The organism is Bacteroides sp. 1001136B_160425_E2, from assembly GCF_015559655.1.
Classification (GTDB): domain Bacteria; phylum Bacteroidota; class Bacteroidia; order Bacteroidales; family Bacteroidaceae; genus Bacteroides; species Bacteroides luhongzhouii.
In genome coordinates this window covers 12,298-34,936 of sequence record NZ_JADMQH010000024.1, presented here as the reverse complement: position 1 = coordinate 34,936, position 22,639 = coordinate 12,298, and the positions used below count along the sequence as shown (strand labels likewise).

The following is a 22,639-nucleotide window of genomic DNA, read 5'->3' as shown; positions in this document are numbered from 1 at the left end:
ATCATTATGCTAAAGATTAAGACGAACAAAGGTTATCTGGACTTAGGGGGTGACTTTACCGTACAGATCGACGAGAAATCCCCCGTCATGAACGACCGGGGATCACAAACCGTACCGGTCACGGTTCCCGTCACTGCCAACAATGCAGGGATAACCGGTTTTGCCCACCGGCTCGACATGGGTGTAAAACCGATGAATGAAGATCAGACATGTACGGTATTGGACGGGGTGTATAAACGTACCGGAAAGATAAATATCGTTTCCGCCGGCAGGACGGAAGGAATTACTTTAAATATCGGTTTTGACAATTCGGAAGCCTACAGCGCCTGGAAAGCAAAGAAACTGAACTCGATCACATTACCCAGCATAAGCGGCGGTACCGTTAGCGGTCTTATGTCCTCTATAAACTGGTTCTTCACGGATTCCCATGAAGATTTTGCCATATTTCAAATAGTAGTCAAAAATGATTCCAAGGACGGCACGTATTACCCGCAATACATAAACCGTATCACTTTGGATTCAAACGGTGAATATGCCTTATGCTATCAGGCAAGGACGGAAACACTACTGATAAATGATACCCCGACCGAAACGAGTTTACCGGAAGGGTACGGCGTGGCCCCCTTCTTATACGTGCACCGTGTCCTGGACTTTATATTTTCAGAATTTGGTTATACTATAACCGAAAATCCTTTTAAGACGGACAAGGAACTTTCCAGCCTGGTAATCCTGAACAATGCCGCCGACTGTTGCGTGACGGGTATCCTCAATTATGCCGATTTAATGCCGGATTGTACGATTGAGGACTTTTTAAACGCGCTGTATGTACGTTTCGGACTGGTTTATAATGTCTCTTCCGATACGAAAACGGCCACTTTAAGACTGATCCGGGATATAATGGAAGATGAACCTGCCGTTGATCTGTCCCGGAATCTGACGGCGGAACCCCTTATCAATTATGAAACGGCCCGTCAGATAAAGTTATCGGCCAAAACGTCTTTTACCGGTGCCGCGCCTTCGGTGGAACGGTACGAGGACTATATCAAGGGGAACGAAAAAATGGTTATCCGTGTAAGCCGTTTCGATCCTTCCCAGGCCTCCGTGTGGCTGAACTACGAGAAGACCACCGGCAACTGGTACAAATGGGATTCGGGCAACAAGAAGCATACGTTATCATCATCCAGTTTCTTTAACTGGGACCGGAAGACGGAAAACGTAGAGGACGAGGAGCTGGCGAGCGATGATGAATGCGTGTTTATGAATTTTGCCCCGAACGGCCTTCTTTCCCCGTATTACCTGGCCGGGTATGTGCACCGTTATACCTACCTGAAAACCTCTTCCGATGATGAAGAGGATTCGGAAAAGGAGGAGACGCCGCTTTCCTTCGCTTTCGCTTTTACAAAGGCCGTTACGGAAAGTACGGATTATTCCTTCGGTTCTATTTTACCATACGCTCCGGACGGCGGAGAAATTACGTTAAAAGACGGCAGCAAACATACGATATCGCTTTTATTCCAGTTTGAAGACGGTCTGTTTGCCAAGTTCTGGCAGAAGTATGACGCCGTATTAAGGCACTCTTTTAACCAGGTGGACACAAACACCCTTTTACCGGTTCACCAGCTTATGAAAATGGATGTCTTGACCCCGGTAGCCCTGCGGGGGCAGTACATGCTTCTGGACGGCCTTTCCTATTCGCTTCCTGCGGGTAAACTGGTACCGGTAAACATTACGTTGCGTTCCCTGCGTCTGATCGGTCCCTATAATCTGGATAATGAACAGGGCATTCCCGTGTGGGGCGGTGCTTCCTACGTGTGGGTCGTATATTCTTCCAATTTGCAGAGTGTACAGGCCGGAAGGGTGGAATATTGGGAAGATTATTACCGTTATCACTGGATGTATGCTGTGTACGGTTGCCGTGTATCGAATACGATATATGACGGGTATGTTACGCCGTCAACGGATGAGGATATATTAAAAAATCCGCCCACCGCACAGGATAACATCATAGAAAAAACTTACAAATGTAAGATAGAGGTTGAAATCGAGGTAAACGAGCGTTCCGGCGCGGCCAACTATTTTTGTTACGAAACGGAAGAAGTCGAATACCAGGTAAGGTTTGTCGCATCGAGGGTGCTTAGCTGATCCCGTCCTTTATTCTTCCTTTGATAAACCCAACTTTTGCAGCATGGAAAAGCAGAATAATATCATCCTTGCCCCGTCATCTTCACAGGTGACGGAGCTTTATAAGCTTTGGAGGGAAAACCATGCGGGGCGGCTCTCGGACTTTTACAAGTTCCTGACGTCTCCCACGGATCAGCGTGATCGTTTCCTTTCCGGACTTGAAAATAAGAGTGAGTTTAACGGAATATTCATCGTTAACACCTTTGAATTATGAGTTTGACAGCAAACATTGATCCGACGGAAAACGCCTTTACCGGAAACCCTGTTTATCTTTCGGTAGAAACTACTTCTATGGCGACTTACAATATAATGTATTTCGTGAACTTTGAATTTATGCGTTCCATATTTACCGGTAACGGTAATGGAAGTTTCAAGGTGAATATCGCGGAGGTCCTGGAAACGCTTTTTGTTGATATTCCCCCGTTAACGGACAGTTCCGAGATGTTGATAAGCCTTTCCGATAAACGGTATAACAAGGCGGTCGTCACGATCACCCTTCAAAATGAGGAGGAAGAAACGGCCACTTTGGTTGTTACTGCCTGGCGTGGCGGTATATCCAAACGGGCTTTTAAGAAATTGCATGAAGAAGGTAATAACATCTTTTCTTTGAAGTTCTTGAATGAATCCTGCAATTTCTTCTTTACCACCCGGAGCAATGACTGGCGTATAACGATGCGCGAGACGGAACTTTACCCGCTCTGTTTCATCTATCCGGAGCACGAGCTGAAAATAACGGAACTTCTTACCGGACAAAGCCTTGCAGTACCAGGCACGGCAGGGAATTTCTACGCCTTGAACCTGGAGGCCGTAAGACTTAAATTCTTTACCGATTACGGGGTACTGGCCAACCTTTTTGACGTGTATAGCGGTGAAACGTTCGCTCTCCGGATCGGGATCGAGCAAAGCCCGACGGTCCGCGAGCGTTACCGGCTCCGGTTCCTGAACAGTTACGGGGTTTACGAGGTGTTTTCCCTGGAAGGCGAGGCGAGCGTAACTCCCGGCATGGATGAAGACGAAGACGCTGTTTTCCGGCGTTACGATGAAATTACCGATGATTATTATTCGGATCGCATACGTACGGAGATACAGGAAGCCGTAACGGTTAAGACGGGATTCAAACGCCCGCAGGAAATACGCTTTCTTCTTGACCTGCTTTCCTCCGATGATGTCTACCTGGCAGGTTACGGCCGGGAAGAGATCAAGGTAATTCCTTCGGCGGAAGAGTTTTCTTACCGTGTCCGTCCGGACGCGCCGCAGAACGTGACGTTAAAGCTCACGTTTGCCGAGAAGGAGTCCAACTGGACGGGAGAAATCACGGAAAGCGGCTACCGGAAACCGCGGGTTCATTCCAAAGAGTTCAGTAAACAATTTAATTAATGTATCTATATGGCAACACAGGAGTATATCGATGATCTTATTATAGTCATTGAAACCGCGGAGGACGCGGAAAGCGTTACCAACCAAATGGTGGCGGCGGTTCTTGGCTTCTTGAACGAACACCTGAAACTGGTTTCCCAGGGTAAGGAAATCGAGGCGGAGGAAGCCGCCCGCATTGCCGCCGATGCAGCCTTGCAGAAGGCTATCGACGCCGTTTCTCTACGTATCGACCGGCTTGTCGGCAACAACGCTTCGCAGGCAATCGACAACTTTAACGAAATTCTTGCTTTTCTGGACGGGCTTAAAGACAGTGATTCGCTGGCCGCATTGCTGGCCGATATCAACGCCCGTATCGGCAGCGAAGACGGTTCACAGAGTGAAGACGGTTCCCTTTGGGGAAAGCTGAAAAGTCTGTCCCAGGATATTAGCAGTTGTTCCGAGGACATAAGCACGTTGCAGGCAGACCGTGACGAAATGAAACAGGAGTTGCAGGAAACTGCCGGGCGTCTGTCTTCCACCTTTACCAATGTAAACAACCTCTTGAACGCCGGCAGCGTTTATAGTGATCTGTCGGGGGTGTTTGCAGCATTGAAAACGGCGGGGAAGATTGACGATGTCCGGAAAAACGGCGTGATCCTTTCTTTCCTCACTGCCGACGGCTGGGTGACGAAACAATTTAAAGGCAATCCGGACACGGATTTTGAGAATGTCGAAAAGTGGGAGGATTTCGGCAGCGGCGGTTCAGGCGGCGGGAATACCTATAATGTAACCGGCAGTGTGCCGCTTACGGAAGGTTTCTATACCCTGGCTTCCGCCATTGCCGCGGTACCGGAGAAGTGGCGCGGCCGGGGGCGTGTCATCACCTTTGAAACATCGCTCGGCAAATGGGAGACGTACCAGTTTACCGGAACCGCCCTGGATGCCTGGGACCAGGAGGCGAGCTGGGAAGAGTTCGGCGGCAAAGGAACGGTAAAGAGCGTAACGGTAAACGGCGAGAAGCAGACGCCGGACGCGGCCGGTAATGTGAATGTAAACGTGGATATCCTGGAAGTGGACGAGACTTTGTCCGCCGATTCCACCAATCCGGTAGAAAACAAGGTAGTAACCGCCCGTTTTAACGAGGTGGACGCTTCCACGCTGTTTAACGTAAATGCGGAGGTAAGCGAGGATGAAACATCCGTCCGTCTGTCTTTCCAGAACAAAAGCGGCGCGGAAATTACCGCCGTGGATATCCCGGCCGGTTCCGGTGGAGGTTCCGGCGAAACGGTGGCTACTAAAATTGTCTTGAATGCGGCTGTAGATAACGCCATAATCAAGGAAGGCGGAAACGCCCGTCTTACTTATACATACGATCACCAATACACCACGGGGGATGAAAAGGGGGAATCTACCGGGCAAAAGGCGGATATCACCGTTACGATCAGGCGTGGAACAACTACCATGTATTCCCAGACGGTCAGCGATGTTTCCAAAGGCAGTTACGAACTGGACCTTTCAAGTTACTTGCTTGTTGGGAATACCGATATTTACGTAGTGGCAACCACAACCGATCCGACTACCGGCAAGAAACAGACCCGACAGGCGTTTACATCCGTGAAGGTTGTCAGCCTTTCCCTTACCAGCTCTTACAATCTGGCCGGGGCCATAGCCGCAGGCGGTTATACCCTGGCCGACACGATTAATATCCCTTATGCCGTGAGCGGTTCCGGAACAAAGGTCGTCACGCTTTATCTGAACGGCCGGCAACAGAACGCGCACACCATTACAAGATCGGGAACGACAAACGGCAGTTTCAGTTTGTCCCCCTCTTCGCTTGTGACCGGCCGGAATACCGTTCAAATGGTTGCCGAAATGGAGGCTTCCGCCGATCTCGTGTTAAAGTCTGAAAGTATCTATATTGATATTCTGAAATCCGGAGGATCGGCACCGTTCATCGGCACGATGATGAGTTTTCCGGACGGCCGTATTTTTACGGAGGACCATCTTGTTCCGCGCTTGGAAGCGGGGCAGTACGAACAGGTAAAATTTGACTTTGTGGCTTATGATCCTGACGCAACGCCGGCTCAAATGGACGTTTACCGGGACGGGGTGAAAACGCAGTCTGTCAGTGTGGCCCGTACTACGCAGACATATACCAACCGTTTTACGGAGCAGGGCGAGATCACTATGAAATTTAAGACGGGGGCCACGGAATACCCGTTTTATATCGACGTAACGGAAAGCGGGATCGACTTGCAGGAAACTACCGCCGGGCTTGTACTGAAACTTTCGGCAGCCGGGCGGAGCAACAGCGAATCCGATCCGGGAGCCTGGGATTATGGCGACATACATACGACATTTTCTGGTTTCGACTGGAGCAGCAACGGCTGGACGGGTGACGCCCTGAAACTTACGGGAGGCGCGAAGATTGAAATCGGGTACCGGCCGTTCTCCACGGATGCAACCACTACCGGGGCTACCTATGAAATGGAAATTCTTTGTTCGTCGGTAACGGACCGGCAGGGGGTGATACTGGACTGTATGGCCGGCGATATCGGTTTCCAGATGACAACGGAGCAGGCCCTTATGCGTGTTTCCGGCGGTACGGAAGTAAGTACGAAGTTTGCAAGTGATATGAACCTGAAAATGGCCTTTATTGTCGGGGCCAAGGCCGGTAAGCGGTTGCTGGAACTTTATGTAAACGGAATCCGTTGCGGAGCGGTGCAGTATGGGGCTACCGAAGGATTACTGCAGGCGGAACCGGTGAACATCCGTTTGTTCAGTGATACGGCGGATGTGGAGATCAGGAATTTCCGTATTTATAACCGTGCGCTTACGGATGATGAAGAATTGAACAATTACATGGTAGACCGGACTACGTCGGACGAAATGGTCCTGTTATTTGAAAAGAATGATGTTACGGGGGACAACGGTACGGATATCGACATAGACAAGTTACGCGCCCAGGGAAAGGCGGTTATGCGAATTGTCGGCGATGTGAACCTTGTCAACGCCACCAATAACAAGAAATTCGAGGTACCGGTCGATATCTATTTTTATAGTCCGCAGGGTAAGGAGTACGATTTTGTAGCAAGGAATGTCGGTCTAAGAATACAGGGTACATCATCCACCACTTATCCGCGTAAGAATTACCGTCTTTATTTCTTGCGCCTGGAAAAATACGGTACCACGCTGGAAGTTAACGGCGTGGATGTGCCGTCCCTTGAATACAGTTTCAAACCGGGAGCACGGCCGATCAGTATATTCTGTTTGAAAGCGGACTTTTCCGATTCTTCCGGTACACATAATACCGGTGCGGTGCGTATTGTGAACGACGTTTGGAAGAGGTGCGGGTGGCTGACACCGCCGCAGGCTGCATATAAGGGGGAATATGACGTACGTATAGGCGTGGACGGTTTCCCTATGGACCTGTTTTATGACAACGACGGCACCGGTGCGAATACTTATCTGGGAAAATACAATTTCAATAATGAGAAGTCGGAAAGTGCGATCATTTACGGTTTTGAAGGAATTGAAGGATTCAACGACGAAGCGGCCCTGAACGGGCAGCGTAACAAATGTATCTGTCTGGAGTTCCTGAACAACTCCGAGGCCCTTTGTCTGTTCGGGACTACCGACATGTCTTCTTTTGATGATGCGCTGGAATTTCGTTTCAAGGCGGACACTACCTGGGCGGATGCACACGAGGACGACAAGGCGGCAGTTACAAGGCTTTGGAACTGGATCGATTCATGTAAGGATGATCCCGCCAAGTTCCTGGCGGAATATAACCAGTATTTCGGTAATGACAGCCCGTTTGCATGGTATCTGATTACCGATTACTTTATGGCTGTGGATAACCGGGCAAAAAACATGATGCTGGCGACTTGGGACTCTCTGATCTGGTATTTCCTTCCTTACGATATGGACACGCTGTTCGGTGTGCGTAATGATTCGGTACTGAAATACGAATATACCATTACCCACGAAAGTTTTGACGATAGTATCGGTAGTTATGCTTTTGCCGGCCATGATTCCGTTTTATGGGAACTGGTACGGTCTTGTCCGGACAAATTGCGTGAAGTGGCGGAAACCTTGCGTAGCAATATGAGCCTTGAATATGTCCTGCAAGTATTTAACGAGGAACAAATGGGCAACTGGTGCGAGCGGATTTATAACAAGGATTCGGAATATAAATATATCCTTCCGCTTACCGAAGGGGTGACAACCGGCAGCGGAACCAGTTATTATAATTATCTGTATGCCTTGCAGGGAAGCCGTTATGCGCACCGTACTTATACCATTCAGAACCGTTTCGCCCTTTTGGATAGTCAGTATGTGGCCGGTACTTACCGTCGTGACAGCTTCGCGGCTTATTTCGGATACAAGTTCGGCAGCGATAACCGGAAAATTCGGATTACGGCCTCCGAACGGTATTATTACGGGTACGGGTACACGTCCGGAACACCGCACCAAAGCGCGGTACTTGCAGAAACGGCCGGGGCTGTGGTGGAACTGACAATGGACACGGATTTAATTGTAAACGATCCGCAATATTTCTACGGTGCAAGCCGTATTCGCGGGCTTGATCTGACGGATGTAGCCCACGCCATTGTCGGCACGTTGAACCTGAACAACTGCACGGCCTTGCGTGAACTGAATGTTAGTTGTGAGGCCGGACAGACGACATTTAACGCCCTTCTGGTGGGTAATTGCCGTAATCTTCGAAAACTCGACATATCCGGACTTAAATCTTCTTCCTTTACCGGTATGGACCTTTCAAGTAATACCAAACTTGAAACCTTCCTGGCCGGTGATACATCCCTTACCGGTGTGACATTTGCCGGCGGTGCGCCTCTGGCCGTTTGCGTCCTTCCCGGAACTTTGCAGACGCTCGAACTCCGGTACCTGAACAAACTAACCAATGCAGGGCTGCAGCTGGAAGGTACGGCAAATATCACGCGCCTTGTGATTGATAACTGTAGCCTGATCGACTGGAACACGTTATTACAGCAATGCAGTGCGACCAGCTATCTACGAATTACCGGTATAGATATGGACGGGAACGGTAATTTGCTTCGCAGGCTTATGACAATGGGCGGCGTTGATGAAGACGGGGGAAACGTGCAGACGTGCCGCCTGGTAGGTACGTACCGGCTCACCCAGTCCATGTCGGATGAAGAGTACGCCGCCACCTGTGCACATTTCCCGGAACTGAATATCATTCAGCCGCAGTTTGTCGGTATAAAAATAGATCAGACGGTAGGAGACGGGGAAAAGATTACGAATCTGGATAACTCTACCGGATATGACTATAATACTGAATTTACCCCGTCTTCCCATATATTGGAAGTGTTGTCGAAAAGACGTTGTATTCTGGCTAAAAAGACGGCGGAGGGTGAAATGACCTGTTACCCGCTTCATGATGAGAACCGAAATAAATACGCGGATAGTGACAGCGTGGAGAACGCCACGGATGCAGTATTAACCGGATCGGAAGGTGAAGTTTACATATATGAGCCTCATTACTGGTACAAGGGAGTAACGGACGTGCTGAATCAGTGCCTTTACGGTTTTATTTCAAGTAATGAGGATGCGCCGGCAGCAGCAGGGTACACCAGTATAAGATTTACCCGCGAGGAACTGGATGTGACGGAAGGGATCGGGATTCGTAAGAATACGGATTACACAACCATTGAAGAGGCGAAGAATGAATACGAATCCGGATCGTTCGCCCTGGTGGACGTCCGGGATTACAAGCAGGTTCGTTTTCCCGGTTTTGCTTCTACTCTTTACGGTGCTGTATTTATAGATGATGCCGGGAAAATAGTAAGTCGGATCAGCGTTTCAAATGCGAACGGTTTTATCAATGGTATGTATCTGTTTTGTGCCGTTCCTGTAGGGGCTACGAAACTGGCCTTTACTTTCCTTAATTCGGCGGCCTTCGATTTCGTTTTACTCACAACATCGGAAAGTGTGGAAGCGATCGAGCCGGACTGGGTAGAGCATACGGAATGCCTGGGCGGTGTTTATGAAGCCTATCTGATTGATGATGTGCTGCGTTCTGTCAGTGGTGTTTCAAGTGTAGGAACTATTTCACAGAGCCAGGCAGTCAAATACGCCCAGAACAGGGGCAAAGGTTTCCAGCTGTTCGACTGGGAGATGCACAAGGATGTGGGTAATCTGCATTTCTTTAAATACGGTAATACCGATTCGCAGGGAGTTTGCGGATATGGAACAAACAATTACCAGAAAGTGACAGGCCTTACAAATGCGCTGGGGATGCGTGATACGGTTTCTTATTATAAGGAAAAGGGCGGTTCCAATCCACAGGCGGAAGGTGCTTACCGGGACGGTGTAAATTATCAGTCCGTCAATGTGCTGGGATATGAGAATTTCCAGGGAAACAAGGCGGAATGGTTGCAGTATGTCACAGTAAACAAGACGGCGGCGGACGGAAGGTGGTTTATTACCATGCCGGACGGAACGGAACGCGTTGTACAGGGAATTACTGTTTATAATGCGGATATTTATCCTACCCACATGGTTTGGGGCCGGTATATGGATTTGATTGCGGCCAAGGAAGGCGGTTCCACTTCCTCTCATTGGTTCGACAGGTTCTATGTGGGTACCGGGCTTTCTCGTGTGGTGTATCGGTCGAGCAGCAGCGCGTCCGCGTTGGGCGGTGTTTCGTATGCGATCGCGTCTTACGGTTCATCGAGCTCGAATGCGGTCATCGGCGTTCGGCTTGCCTTCAGGGGCATCATACGCTGGGCGGGTAGCGTCGCGGCCTTTAAAGCCATAAATCAGGCAGATTAAGATAAAAAATAGCAACGTAAAACGTTGTGCGGGTAGCGCAGGCGTCCGGAAGTAAGACGGGTGCCGGTGCTTCCTGAAAGTACAAAGGCGGATTTCCTCATATACACTCGTGTGGTGTATCGGTCGAACAACAACGCGAACGCGTTAGGCGGTGTTTCGTATGCGAACGCGAATAACGATTCATCGAACACGAATGCGAACATCGGCGTTCGGCTTGCAAACAATTAGGATAAAGAAAAAGCGCATAAGCCTTAAAGATTGGCGTACAACAGTGGGGACGTGTCCCCGGCGTGGAGCCAAGAGGAATGAGCCTCGCCAACAGCAGCCGTTTACGGCTGGAAAGGGGAAAAATAAAGCGCAGGGCAATGGGGTTTGGTAGGAATTTTTTTCGAAGAAGCCCGGCCCGGGGAATTGAAGGCTAATTTAATTATCATGTGGAGAGAAGATAATATTATAGAAGAGATTGTCGAGGACTCCAATATAGAGGACGCCATAAAAACGGTATTGCGCAAAAGAAGACGAAAGCGCAGCTTTGCCGGGCGTAGAATACTGGCGGATGTCCCGAAGGCAGTAGAGAGGATCAGGCAGCGGATCAGGAGTGGGCGGTTCAAGCTCGGAGGATATCGGGAAATGACCGTAGACGACGGGCCGAAGGTAAGGACCGTACAATCGGTTTCCCTGGAGGACAGGATCGTTCTTAACGCTGTTATGAATGTGGTGGACCGGCATTTGAAAGTACGTTTTATCCGGACTACTTCCGCATCCATTAAAAACAGGGGAACGCATGACCTTTTACAGTATATCGTTAAAGATATAAAGGATGATCCCGAAGGAACCCTGTTCGGGTACCAGTTCGATATAACGAAATTCTATGAAAGCGTAGACCAGGACATTTTGCTGGATGCAGTGAAAAAGATGTTCAAGGATAAAATATTAATCGGAATCCTGGAAGAGTGCATCCGCATGATGCCTAAAGGCGTAAGTATCGGGCTAAGATCATCACAGGGGCTTTGTAATTTGCTTCTATCCATTTACCTGGATCACCGGTTAAAGGATCAGGAGGCAGTAGCACACTATTACCGGTATTGTGACGACGGTCTGGTGCTTTCCGGTAGTAAGAAATACCTTTGGAAGGTTAGGGATATCATTCATGAACAGGCCCGTAAAGCCCGCCTGGAGATTAAAAGCAATGATACCGTTTTCCCGATCACCGAAGGTATCGACTTCCTGGGATATGTAACCCGCCCGGATCATGTACGGTTAAGGAAGCGTAACAAACAAAAGTTCGCCCGCAAGATGCACAAGGTTAAAAGCAAGAAACGCAGGCAGGAGCTGACCGCCTCATTTTACGGGCTTACAAAACATGCCGATTGCAAGAACTTATTTTATAAACTAACAGGAAAGAAAATGAAAAAATTAAAAGATCTGGGCTACAAGTACAAGCCTAAAGACGGACGGAAACGATTTACCGGGGCAAGGATCAAGTCGCCCGAACTGATGAACAAGGATGTGATCGTACTTGATTATGAAAAGGATGTTCCGACGAAAAACGGAAACCGGACTGTTATAAAGCTGGAACTCGACGGCAAGGAGAGAAAGTATTTTACCAGCCTGGAGGAAACACTTTTCATTTGTGAATCAGCGGCAAGAGACGGAGAACTGCCTTTTGAAGCACATTGCGAAGGTGAAGTAAGTGAAAAAGGATTGATAATTATACATTTTACTTGAAATGATACGAATTTATGCAGACAGCAAGGCGGAACCGGTAAGATGTACCAACCGCCGCCGGGGAATCTGGCGTATTACGTGGGATTACCAGGAAACAGAGACAGCAGAAGGAGTGCAGCGTAGTTACATGGAAGAGACGTTCGATCATCTACCCGCACTGGCAGAAATCAAGGCGGTTATTAATGAATGGTATAACCGGAAGATAACCGACACGATCGAAAGCGGGTACGTATGGAACGGCCTGAAAGTCTGGCTTTCCATGGAGAACCAGATGAATTATAAGACGGCGTACGATCTTGCCTTGCAGACAGGCGGGGAAAACCTTCCTGTTACTTTCAAGCTCGGGGAAGAAGACAACCCGACGTTTTACGAGTTTGCAAGTATGCAGCAACTACAAGAGTTTTACACCGGTGCCGTGAAACATATACAGGAGACACAAAAGGAAGGCTGGGAACTTAAAAAGGCGATAGACTGGAGCGTTTATACGTTGGAGTAGAAAAAGTGAAGGGGGAAGCGGGAAACACGTTTCCCCTTCACTCTTTTAGTTATAACATATCATCAAAGGCGTGTATTCCCGCTTCGCGTTCATCTTCCAGAGCATGTGCGTAAACCATTGTCATAGTTATAGAACTATGTCCCAAAAGGTGGGATAGCGTTACGATATCATGTGTTTTCTTATAATACAAGGTAGCGAATGTATGCCGCCCGGTCTTTGAACTGATATCCTTTGTTATTCCTACTTTACCGGCTATTGTTTTCAATACCCGGTTTATATCCTGATCCGTGGGAAGGTTCATAAACAAGTTACCTTTTGTACGTCCGGCCCGGTAATATTCATAGATATAACGTGCCGGGTCCGATAAGGGTACAGTTACCGGTATTTTTGTCTTACCTCGTGTGTAGTGTAGTTCATTCCCTATGAACTGGTTTATCTGCAATGCTTTTGCATCGCCTATATGCAAAGAAGTAAAACAAAGAAACAGAAAAAAACGGAGTACGTTCTGGGTACATTCTTCCAGGCGGCCGGACCGGTACAAGGCGGTCAGACGGAGGAGTTCTTCTTCCGTCAGGTATATAACTTCACTTTTGGGGCGACGTATCTTTATGGCCGCGAACGGGTCCTGGTCCATATAACCGCCGCGTATGGCGGCACCTACATATATTTTGATAGTAGCCATGTTACGCCATGCCGTAGAATCCATGTTACCTATTTTGCGAAGATATGCAAAGAAAGACAGGAGAAATTCGTGGGTAATCTCTGAAAATACAAGGCCGGGTGCGAATGTTTCCAGTTTCTTGATGATAGAAACGTGATGTTTCCAGGTACCGAAAGAAATAGTTTTGCTAATTTGTTTGAGGTAAACCCGTGCAAAATCAAAGAAGGTACCAAAATCGGAGGGATTGTTATACTGGCGGAAGAAACTTTCTTTTGTCAGCGTCTCATTTTTAAGACGGGCACGGACAAATATATCGCTTACTCGTGAACGGATATTGGAGATGATTAAATTTTTATCCTTACTTTCTTTGTCCCGGCCTTTTATCACTTCGTTTTGCTCATCCCATTCTTTAGAGGTGACACTTAACCTTACCGCGATCCTTATTTTCTCGCGGTTGATATAAAATTCCACATACAGGGGGAGCCGGTCGGTTTTGCCTTTTTTGCCTTGTCTTACAACTCTTATTGCCGTCATTTTTATATGCCTATTTTATGCCTGTAGAGGGGATATGCCTACAAATATGCCTACACAGGCAGGTTATTAAAAGTTAAACGGGGCGAAAGTAAAACGTTTAATATCAGCTATTTAAAAGAAAAATCCGATAACATTTAACTGTTACCGGATGTTAATAGTGATTCCGAAGCGATTCGAACGCTTGACCCACGCCTTAGAAGGGCGTTGCTCTATCCAGCTGAGCTACGGAACCAGCCTTATTTTCGGATGCAAAGGTAGTGCTTTTTATGAAAACTCAAAAACTTTCCGGCACTTTTTTTATTCATATATTTCTTTGTGGCTATGAATCAGTAATTTATAAAAGAGAAAAGTTTTGTTTATTTATATGGTTTGGGATGAAGAAATAGAAAAACGTCATTTTTACGAAGAATAACGAACGTTATATAGGTTTCAAAAAGCTCAAAAAAATAAAATACGGTTGTGTTTTTCTATTATAACTTTTACTTTTGAACGATAAACAACTAAAAAACACATAAAGTTATGAAGAAATTGATTTTTTTATTTGCATTTTGTATTGTAGTGGCTAATGTTTTTGCACAAACCGACCCTGAGCAATTGAAAAAAGAAGGAAATGATGCATTTAATGCTAAAGATTATCCAGTAGCGTATGCGAAATTCAGTGAATATTTGAAACAGACGAATAATCAAGACTCTGCTACCGCTTATTATTGTGGTATAGCTGCTGATGCTGTGAAAAAATATCCGGAAGCTGTGACTTTTTTTGATATAGCAATTCAAAAGAAATTCAATATAGGAAATGCGTATGCTCGTAAAGCTTTGGCTTTAGATGCACAAAAGAAAACTGCTGAATATGTAGCTACTTTGGAAGAGGGATTGAAAGTTGATCCTAATAATAAGACAATGGTGAAGAATTATGGTCTTCATTATCTAAAAGCAGGACTTGCAGCGCAGAAAGCAGGAAAAGCTGAAGAAGCAGAAGATTGTTTCAAGAAAGTAATTCCATTGGATCACAAGCAGTATAAAACAAATGCATTGTATAGTTTAGGAGTTTTGTGTTATAATGACGGAGCTAATATTCTGAAGAAAGCTGCTCCTTTGGCAAATTCAGACGCAGACAAATATGCTGTAGAAAAAGAAAAAGCGGATGGAAGATTTAAAGAAGCATTAGACTATTTGGAAGAGGCTGCTAAGATCTCTCCGGAAAATGAAAATGTGAAAAAGATGCTTCCTCAAGTGAAAGCTGTTATGAAGTAATTTGACCAATCTTATAAATGACAAAGGGTTGCCGGTATGATACGTCGGGTAACCCTTTTTTATTACTATCTTTTTCTAATCTATACTTTTTGTGTACATTTGCCATTCCTAAACGCTGAAGTATTTTATGCACTTATATAATAAGGAACAGGCCATCAAACGGATGAATCAGTTTGGACAACACCATCGTCCTTTTATTTTTATTATCAATTATCTGCAGGATGCATCTTATATAGAAGAGGTTGCTGCTGTTGATTCTACTGAACTTTTGTATAATTTGAATGGATTTACCAATCAAGCTACGTCAACTGAAAAGTATACACCCTCTTTTTCAGCTAAACTAGCGAACTCTATCCATTGGCAGCCTTCTGCAGAATCTTTCTATTCCTATCAACGCTCGTTTAATATTGTCCGACAGAATATCCTGGCTGGAAATAGTTTTCTCACAAATTTGACTTGTCGCACTCCGGTAGATACCAATCTCACTCTGAAAGATATTTATTATCACTCTAAAGCGATTTATAAGCTATGGGTTAAAGACTCTTTTACTGTTTTTTCTCCAGAAATATTTGTGAGAATTCATCAAGGAAAAATTAGCTCATACCCGATGAAAGGGACTATTGACGCTTCCATTCCTTCTGCTGCCCAATTATTGATGAACGATCCTAAGGAGGCGGCAGAACACGCTACTATCGTAGATTTGATTCGTAATGATTTAAGCATGATTGCCAATCAAGTGTCTGTTTCCCGGTATCGGTATATCGATACATTGCAGACTAATCAGGGAGCGATTCTTCAGACAAGCTCTGAAATTCAAGGCGTATTGCCGGAAAACTATTCGGAACATTTGGGAGAACTTATTTTCCGACTTTTGCCAGCCGGTTCCATTACCGGTGCCCCCAAGAAAAAAACGATGCAGATTATTCGGGAAGCTGAAACCTACGACAGAGGATTTTATACAGGAATTATGGGCTATTCGGATGGAATTAATTTGGATAGTGCCGTTATGATACGTTTTGTAGAACAGGAAGGAGAAAAAATGTATTTTAAAAGTGGAGGTGGAATCACCTGTCAGAGCGATGCGGAAAGTGAGTATAACGAAATGAAACAAAAAGTATATGTACCCATTTATTGAGACTATCCGGATAGAGGATGGACAGATTTATAATCTTGATTATCACACAGAGCGTTTCAATAGAACCCGTGCGGTCTTTTGGAAAGATAGTGTTCCGCTTGATTTGAGTGAGTATATATCGCCACCAGTTTTAAACGGGATTCATAAATGCCGGATTGTGTATGGAAAAGAAGTAGAAGAAGTCACGTATGCTCCTTATCAGATGCGGCAAGTGTCCTCTTTGCATCTGATAGAATCCGATACCATTAATTACACTTACAAAAGCACACATCGGGAAGAATTGAACGCTTTGTATGCCCAAAGAGGAATGGCGGATGATATTTTAATCGTGAAAGACGGTTATCTGACAGATACTTCTATTGCCAATATCGCCCTCTATGACGGTCGTACATGGTTTACTCCGGCTCATCCGTTACTCCGGGGAACGAAGCGGGCGGAACTTCTGAATAAGCAATTGATTGTTGAGAAAGACATCGCGCAAGTACATTTAAATGACTATTCACATATCATGTTATTCAACGCCATGATTGACTGGGAGCGTATTGTATTGCCTGTAAAAGAGGAACATTTTATTCTATAAACGATAATTAACTGAAATATACAGAGTATTGCTGAACAAATGTCACTTTTGTACTGTTATATTTATGTGTTTTTCATAGTATTAGATATAAGATTAATTAAAGAGATTGTACTCCACTTGTGAAAGCTAAAGTACGTCAGAGACAGAAGAGTCTGTTTTTTTGATAAATGTGTTAAAGCATCGGTTTTACCAGGCCGATGCTTTTTTTATGTCCTTTTACCCCCTTTTGTAGTTTATATGAAATAAAATTTGTACGTTTGTAGAGTAATAATAGAAAATGATAAAGATGAACATACCCGTTATCTTTCAGTTTTTAAAAGATCTTTCCGCGAATAATAATCGTGAGTGGTTTAATGAGCACAAGGCAGAATATGAAACAGCCCGTGCTGAGTTCGACAACTTTTTGGCAACAGTGATTGCCCGCATTTCCCTGTTTGATGAGACTATCCGGGGAATTCAACCCAAAGACTGTACTTATCGTATTTACCGGGATACCCGCTTCTCTGCGGATAAAACACCTTATAAAATACATTTCGGCGGTTATATCAATGCCAAAGGAAAGAAATCTGACCATTGTGGATATTATGTACACTTGCAGCCGGATGGTTCGATGCTTGCCGGAGGAAGCTTGTGTCTGCCTTCCAATATCCTGAAAGCAGTGAGACAATCTATTTATGACAATATCGAAGAATTTGTTGCGATCGTAGAAGATCCGGAGTTTAAGAAATACTTCCCGGTAATAGGGGAGGATTTTCTGAAAACAGCTCCGAAAGGCTTCCAAAAAGACTTCAAATACGTCGATTATTTGAAATGTAAAGAGTATGTTTGCTCTTATAATGTTCCTGATGACTTCTTTACCCAGCCGGATATGTTGGAACAGATAGACAAAGCGTTCCGCCAGTTCAAACGGTTTGCCGATTTTATGAATTATACGATTGATGATTTTGAATAAATAATGCCTAGAATATAAACTTTAAAATTTAACTCATATGGTAGTAGATACTTTAGAAAATCTGGAGAAATATGCGTCTTTAAATTCTTTGTTTGCACAAGCCATTGACTTCTTGAAGTCTCATGACCTCCAAGCCATGGAAATTGGTAAGACAGAACTGAAAGGGAAAGATCTGTTCGTGAATATCGCACAAACCAAACCTAAAACAAAAGAGGAAGCCAAACTGGAAACTCATAACGACTTTATTGATATTCAAATCCCGTTGTCGGGAACAGAAATTATGGGGTATACTGCTGCTAAAGATTGTGTACCGGCAGATGCGCCTTATAACGCAGAAAAGGACATTACTTTCTTTGAAGGATTGGCGGAGACATACGTTACCGTAAAACCGGGAATGTTTGCTATCTTCTTCCCGCAAGACGGTCATGCTCCCGGCATCACTCCGGATGGTGTGAAAAAAGTAATCGTAAAAGTAAAAGCATAATCCTAATTCAATTCTGATATGGAAAAGACACTTAATCTCATAAAAAACGATCCTTGGCTGGAACCTTTTGCCGGTGCTATTACCGGGCGTCATCAGCGTGTATTAGACAAGGAAGCTGAATTGACGAATAAAGGAAAACAAACCCTTTCAGATTTTGCATCGGGGTATCTTTATTTTGGATTGCATCGCACCGATAAGGGGTGGACTTTCCGTGAATGGGCACCCAATGCTACTCATATTTATATGGTGGGTACATTTAATAACTGGGAGGAAAAAGCAGCCTACAAGCTGAAAAAACAAAAGAATGGCAATTGGGAAATTAACCTGCCGGCGGATGCCATCCGTCATGGCGATCTCTACAAGCTGAATGTATACTGGGAAGGTGGGCAAGGCGAGCGTATTCCTGCATGGGCTACACGTGTGGTGCAGGATGAACAGACCAAGATATTCAGTGCGCAAGTCTGGGCCCCGGAGAAACCCTATAAATTTAAAAAGAAAACATTCAAGCCCGACACGAATCCACTGTTGATTTATGAATGTCATATTGGAATGGCGCAGCAGGAGGAAAAAGTGGGTACTTATAATGAATTCCGCGAGAAAATACTTCCCCGTGTTGCTGAAGAAGGGTATAACTGTATCCAGATAATGGCCATTCAGGAACATCCTTATTATGGAAGTTTCGGCTATCATGTATCCAGCTTTTTTGCTGCTTCTTCCCGTTTTGGTACTCCCGATGAATTGAAAGCATTAATCGATGCCGCTCATGAGATGGGAATTGCTGTGATTATGGACATCGTTCATTCGCATGCAGTGAAGAATGAAGTAGAAGGATTAGGAAACTTTGCCGGTGATCCGAATCAGTATTTCTATCCGGGCGTTCGTCGCGAACATCCGGCTTGGGATTCTCTATGCTTCGATTATGGCAAGAACGAAGTGATTCACTTCCTGTTGTCTAACTGCAAGTACTGGCTGGAAGAATATAAATTTGACGGTTTCCGTTTTGACGGAGTAACTTCTATGCTATATTATAGTCACGGTTTGGGTGAAGCCTTCTGTAACTACGGAGATTATTTCAACGGTTATCAGGATGATAATGCGATTTGTTATCTGACATTGGCTAATGAAGTGATTCATCAGGTAAATCCGAAAGCGATAACCATTGCGGAAGAAGTTTCCGGTATGCCGGGGCTGGCTGCAAAAGTAGAAGATGGCGGTTACGGTTTCGATTATCGTATGGCGATGAACATTCCGGACTATTGGATCAAGACAATCAAAGAAAAGATTGATGAAGACTGGAAACCTTCCAGCATGTTCTGGGAAGTAACCAACCGTCGTCAGGATGAAAAGACCATTTCGTATGCAGAAAGCCATGACCAGGCATTAGTGGGAGACAAGACAATTATCTTCCGTTTGATTGATGCTGATATGTACTGGCATATGCAAAAGGGAGATGAAAATTATGTTGTCAATCGTGGTATCGCTTTGCACAAGATGATTCGTTTATTGACCTCTTCAACCATCAACGGGGGGTATCTGAACTTTATGGGAAATGAATTCGGGCATCCCGAATGGATTGACTTCCCACGTGAAGGTAACGGATGGTCATGTAAATATGCCCGTCGCCAATGGAATTTGGTAGACAACAAGAATCTGACCTATCATTATATGGGTGATTTTGATAAGGATATGCTGAAAGTTCTCAAGAGCGTGAAAGACTTCCAGGCAACACCTGTTCAGGAAATATGGCATAATGATGGCGATCAGGTATTGGCATACGGACGTAAAGACCTTATATTTGTCTTTAACTTTAATCCGAAACAGTCATTTACCGATTATGGATTCCTGGTAACTCCGGGAGCCTATGAAGTAATATTGAATACGGATGACGTTGCATTTGGAGGAAACGGTTTGGCAGATGATTCTGTAGTGCATTTCACTATTGCCGACCCGCTGTACAGTAAGGAGAAGAAAGAGTGGCTGAAACTCTACATTCCTGCCCGTACCGCTGTAGTGCTTAGAAAGAAGAAATAATTTTATCTTTAAAATAAGAAAGTCCCCGCAAATATCATTGTATATCTGCGGGGGCTTTCTTATTTATATTGCGCATTAAATGATTTAATTCTAGTTTACCAAAAAGGTACTTGGTCCGAGAATATCATACATATCACTCACGTTGCGTGTTTTCAGTAATACTCCTTGTGGAGTATAGAATAACTGATATTTAATGTCAACGTTATCTTGTCCTACTTTAATTACAATAATAGCCTGCCATTTGGGAAACTCTACCATTGTCACATTATCTACCACCCAATTTGCATATGCCCCGGATACAAAAGCATTATAGACTGCCGGTGACAGACGATCAAGGCTAACAAGATCAGTCTGCGTCATCACCCATTGTCCTCGGACGTTAAACCACACATTTTTAGTAAATCCGTTCATTACAAAATTGGCACAATAATACCCGTCATCTTGTGACCAGGCGATGCTATTTGCTTTGGGATACATTTTTTTGAAGGTTGCCTGTACATTGCCGGGAGGGGTATCTCCAAAAACAGATGTAGATAATAGCAAAAACAGCGTGATTGCACAAATCATAAATTTCTTCATAAGCTTTGAGTTTAGAGGATTAGTTATCTAACTAAACAGCCTTTGAGAATATTTGTTTGGGCAACATACATAAAATAATCCTCCGGGCATTTCTAGATGAAGTGCCCGGAGGGTAAGGGGTATGCGGTTCTTAGTCTTTTTACTTAAAAAGTAATTTTTAAAATTTTTCCGTTATAACCTCCGACCGAAACATCTGTCGGTTTATAAGGTAATAAGCAGATTTCTTCTTTAGCGCCAGTCATCAAATCGATAGCCTGATAAGATTCCATTTGAGGAATCTGTAAAAAGTCGAAGGCATGTGAAGGCACGTTGATGGCAACATCTACCAGTTGACTGTCGAAATTGATAACGAAAAACAGAATCTCGTTTTTATATTTCCGCATAAAAGTATATTGCTTCTGCTCATTGAAACGCCATCCGTTTATATTGGCATACATTAAGTCAAAGAATACCCCCTTTTTGATTGCCTGCTCTTCGTTGCAAAGCGTCAGTACTTTTTGATAGATAGAGTAGAGGTGCTTATGCTCTTCAGTAAGCATTTTCCCGTCAAATTTACCTCCGTTTCGCCAACGACGTATAGTATCTACACTCCAATAATCAAAAATAGTAGTCCGTCCGTCTCTTCCGCTGAATCCTTCGCTATCCATGCCCAGCTCTCCGAACTCCTGACCAAAATAGATCATCATAGGATTGGTGTTCATGCAAGCAGAAACGATTAGTGCGGGAATCCCTTTACGCGGATTACCGGCAAAGAAATCAGACGCGATACGTTGCTCATCGTGGTTCTCCAGGAAGTTGAGCATTTTTTTCTCTATTCCATTCAGGCTTTGCCAGCAATGAGTGATTGCGGCGGCAGATTCATATCCACAGGCTACGTTCCGCAGCGTATCATATAGTCCTACCTTATCATATAGATAGTCAAACTTGCCACGGAACAGATAATTACGATATTCACTGGGATTATAGACTTCTGCGATGAAAAGTATTTCAGGATAAACCTCTTTTACTTGAGGAATAACCCATTCCCAAAATTCAACGGGAACCATTTCTGCCATGTCACAACGGAAACCGTCAATGTTCTTTGACGCCCAGAAAAGAAGAATGTCCAGCATCTTTATCCAAGTGTCCGGAGTCGGGGAGAAGTGGCAGGTACCGCCATTCTGATAATCCACTCCATAGTTTAATTTCACCGTTTCATACCAGTCGGTGATATTGGGCGTAGCGTCAAAACGATTGTTACCGGTAGCTTTAGCCGGAAATTCCCGGTAAGGCTCTGCTGCGCCGTTTTTCATATCGAACTGGGCACGAAGTTCCGCTTGCGGAATATAATAGAAATTATTGTATGGACTGAAAGATTGACTGGGGTCATCGTTAGCCCCCAATTCCGTCGTACCGTCGGGCTGTGCGTCCGAATGGTATTGGCGTGCTACGTGATTAGGTACAAAATCTATAATCACTTTCAGACCTGCGCGATGTGTACGGTGTACCAAGTTCTCAAATTCTTTCATACGTCCTTGTACGTCGTTGGCCAGGTCAGGATCTACATCATAATAATCTTTGATGGCATAAGGAGAACCCGCTTTTCCTTTCACAATGGCAGGGTGGTCCGGACTGATGTTATAACGGCGATAGTCCGTTTGAGTGGCATGTTCGATGATGCCTGTATACCATATATGCGTAGTACCTAGCTTTTTGATTTCACCAAGTGCTTTGAGCGTGAAATCAGCCATTTTCCCACAACCGTTGGTGGCAATGTCTCCATTGTAGACGCAGTGGTTGTTGTTATTTCCAAACAGGCGGGTGAACACTTGATAGATAATTATTTTATTTTCGTCATTCATATAGAGTA

At 45.0% G+C, this 22,639-nt stretch carries 15 protein-coding genes and 1 tRNA gene; 12 read left to right on the top strand and 4 right to left on the bottom strand.

All coding sequences use genetic code 11. The annotated features are described in order from the left end of the window. The first annotated feature begins 6 nt into the window (after positions 1–6). The 6 genes from I2I04_RS20155 to I2I04_RS20130 all read left to right on the top strand — a co-directional run bounded on the left by I2I04_RS20155 (position 7) and on the right by I2I04_RS20130 (position 12,580). Positions 7–2,142 carry a hypothetical protein gene (locus I2I04_RS20155; RefSeq protein ID WP_195655786.1) on the top strand — a complete coding sequence of 712 codons (2,136 nt, stop codon included), beginning with the start codon at positions 7–9 and terminating at the stop codon, positions 2,140–2,142. Between the two features lie 43 nt (positions 2,143–2,185). Next, positions 2,186–2,395 carry a hypothetical protein gene (locus tag I2I04_RS20150; RefSeq protein ID WP_004318206.1) on the top strand — a complete coding sequence of 70 codons (210 nt, stop codon included), beginning with the start codon at positions 2,186–2,188 and terminating at the stop codon, positions 2,393–2,395. Then, positions 2,392–3,558 (top strand): hypothetical protein, encoded by a 1,167-nt coding sequence (locus I2I04_RS20145; RefSeq protein WP_004318207.1) that lies wholly within the window; start codon positions 2,392–2,394, stop codon positions 3,556–3,558. The genes I2I04_RS20150 and I2I04_RS20145 overlap by 4 nt, the downstream gene beginning before the upstream one ends. A 9-nt stretch (positions 3,559–3,567) precedes the next feature. Then, the gene (locus I2I04_RS20140; protein WP_195655785.1) at positions 3,568–10,356 is read left to right on the top strand and encodes a CotH kinase family protein; all 6,789 of its coding nucleotides are present in this window, start codon (positions 3,568–3,570) and stop codon (positions 10,354–10,356) included. Between the two features lie 432 nt (positions 10,357–10,788). After that, positions 10,789–12,084, top strand: a complete 1,296-nt coding sequence (locus tag I2I04_RS20135; RefSeq protein ID WP_004325875.1) for a reverse transcriptase domain-containing protein — start codon at positions 10,789–10,791, stop codon at positions 12,082–12,084. Between the two features lies 1 nt (position 12,085). Next, positions 12,086–12,580, top strand: a complete 495-nt coding sequence (locus tag I2I04_RS20130; RefSeq protein ID WP_004325876.1) for a hypothetical protein — start codon at positions 12,086–12,088, stop codon at positions 12,578–12,580. A gap of 49 nt (positions 12,581–12,629) precedes the next feature. Here the strand turns inward: I2I04_RS20130 and I2I04_RS20125 are convergent, their stop codons facing one another. Continuing rightward, positions 12,630–13,775: a site-specific integrase gene (locus tag I2I04_RS20125; RefSeq protein WP_004303351.1), complete on the bottom strand. Its 1,146-nt coding sequence runs from the start codon at positions 13,773–13,775 to the stop codon at positions 12,630–12,632. 158 nt (positions 13,776–13,933) lie between these two features. Then, positions 13,934–14,007, bottom strand: a tRNA-Arg gene (locus I2I04_RS20120). 287 nt (positions 14,008–14,294) lie between these two features. Between I2I04_RS20120 and I2I04_RS20115 the strand changes: the two genes are divergently transcribed. The 6 genes from I2I04_RS20115 (at position 14,295) to I2I04_RS20090 (ending at position 20,211) form a co-directional block, all read left to right on the top strand. Beyond that, positions 14,295–15,029 carry a tetratricopeptide repeat protein gene (locus tag I2I04_RS20115; RefSeq protein ID WP_143258612.1) on the top strand — a complete coding sequence of 245 codons (735 nt, stop codon included), beginning with the start codon at positions 14,295–14,297 and terminating at the stop codon, positions 15,027–15,029. Between the two features lie 127 nt (positions 15,030–15,156). After that, the gene (locus I2I04_RS20110) at positions 15,157–16,164 is read left to right on the top strand and encodes an aminodeoxychorismate synthase component I (RefSeq protein WP_195655784.1); all 1,008 of its coding nucleotides are present in this window, start codon (positions 15,157–15,159) and stop codon (positions 16,162–16,164) included. After that, positions 16,148–16,744, top strand: a complete 597-nt coding sequence (locus tag I2I04_RS20105) for an aminotransferase class IV family protein (RefSeq protein ID WP_195655783.1) — start codon at positions 16,148–16,150, stop codon at positions 16,742–16,744. Before I2I04_RS20110 ends, I2I04_RS20105 begins: the two co-directional genes overlap by 17 nt. A 277-nt stretch (positions 16,745–17,021) precedes the next feature. Continuing rightward, entirely contained in the window at positions 17,022–17,696 is a 675-nt protein-coding gene (locus I2I04_RS20100; RefSeq protein WP_195655782.1) for a DUF2461 domain-containing protein, read from the top strand. 37 nt (positions 17,697–17,733) lie between these two features. Next, on the top strand, positions 17,734–18,180 hold the full coding sequence (locus tag I2I04_RS20095; RefSeq protein WP_195655781.1) for a YhcH/YjgK/YiaL family protein: 447 nt from the start codon (positions 17,734–17,736) through the stop codon (positions 18,178–18,180). 18 nt (positions 18,181–18,198) lie between these two features. After that, on the top strand, positions 18,199–20,211 hold the full coding sequence (locus tag I2I04_RS20090) for an alpha amylase C-terminal domain-containing protein (protein WP_143258608.1): 2,013 nt from the start codon (positions 18,199–18,201) through the stop codon (positions 20,209–20,211). 90 nt (positions 20,212–20,301) lie between these two features. On the opposite strand, the gene I2I04_RS20085 is transcribed toward I2I04_RS20090, so the two are convergent. Beyond that, on the bottom strand, positions 20,302–20,790 hold the full coding sequence (locus tag I2I04_RS20085; protein ID WP_143258607.1) for a PepSY-like domain-containing protein: 489 nt from the start codon (positions 20,788–20,790) through the stop codon (positions 20,302–20,304). Between the two features lie 143 nt (positions 20,791–20,933). Continuing rightward, positions 20,934–22,631, bottom strand: a complete 1,698-nt coding sequence (locus I2I04_RS20080; protein WP_143258760.1) for an alpha-amylase family glycosyl hydrolase — start codon at positions 22,629–22,631, stop codon at positions 20,934–20,936. Positions 22,632–22,639 lie beyond the last annotated feature (8 nt).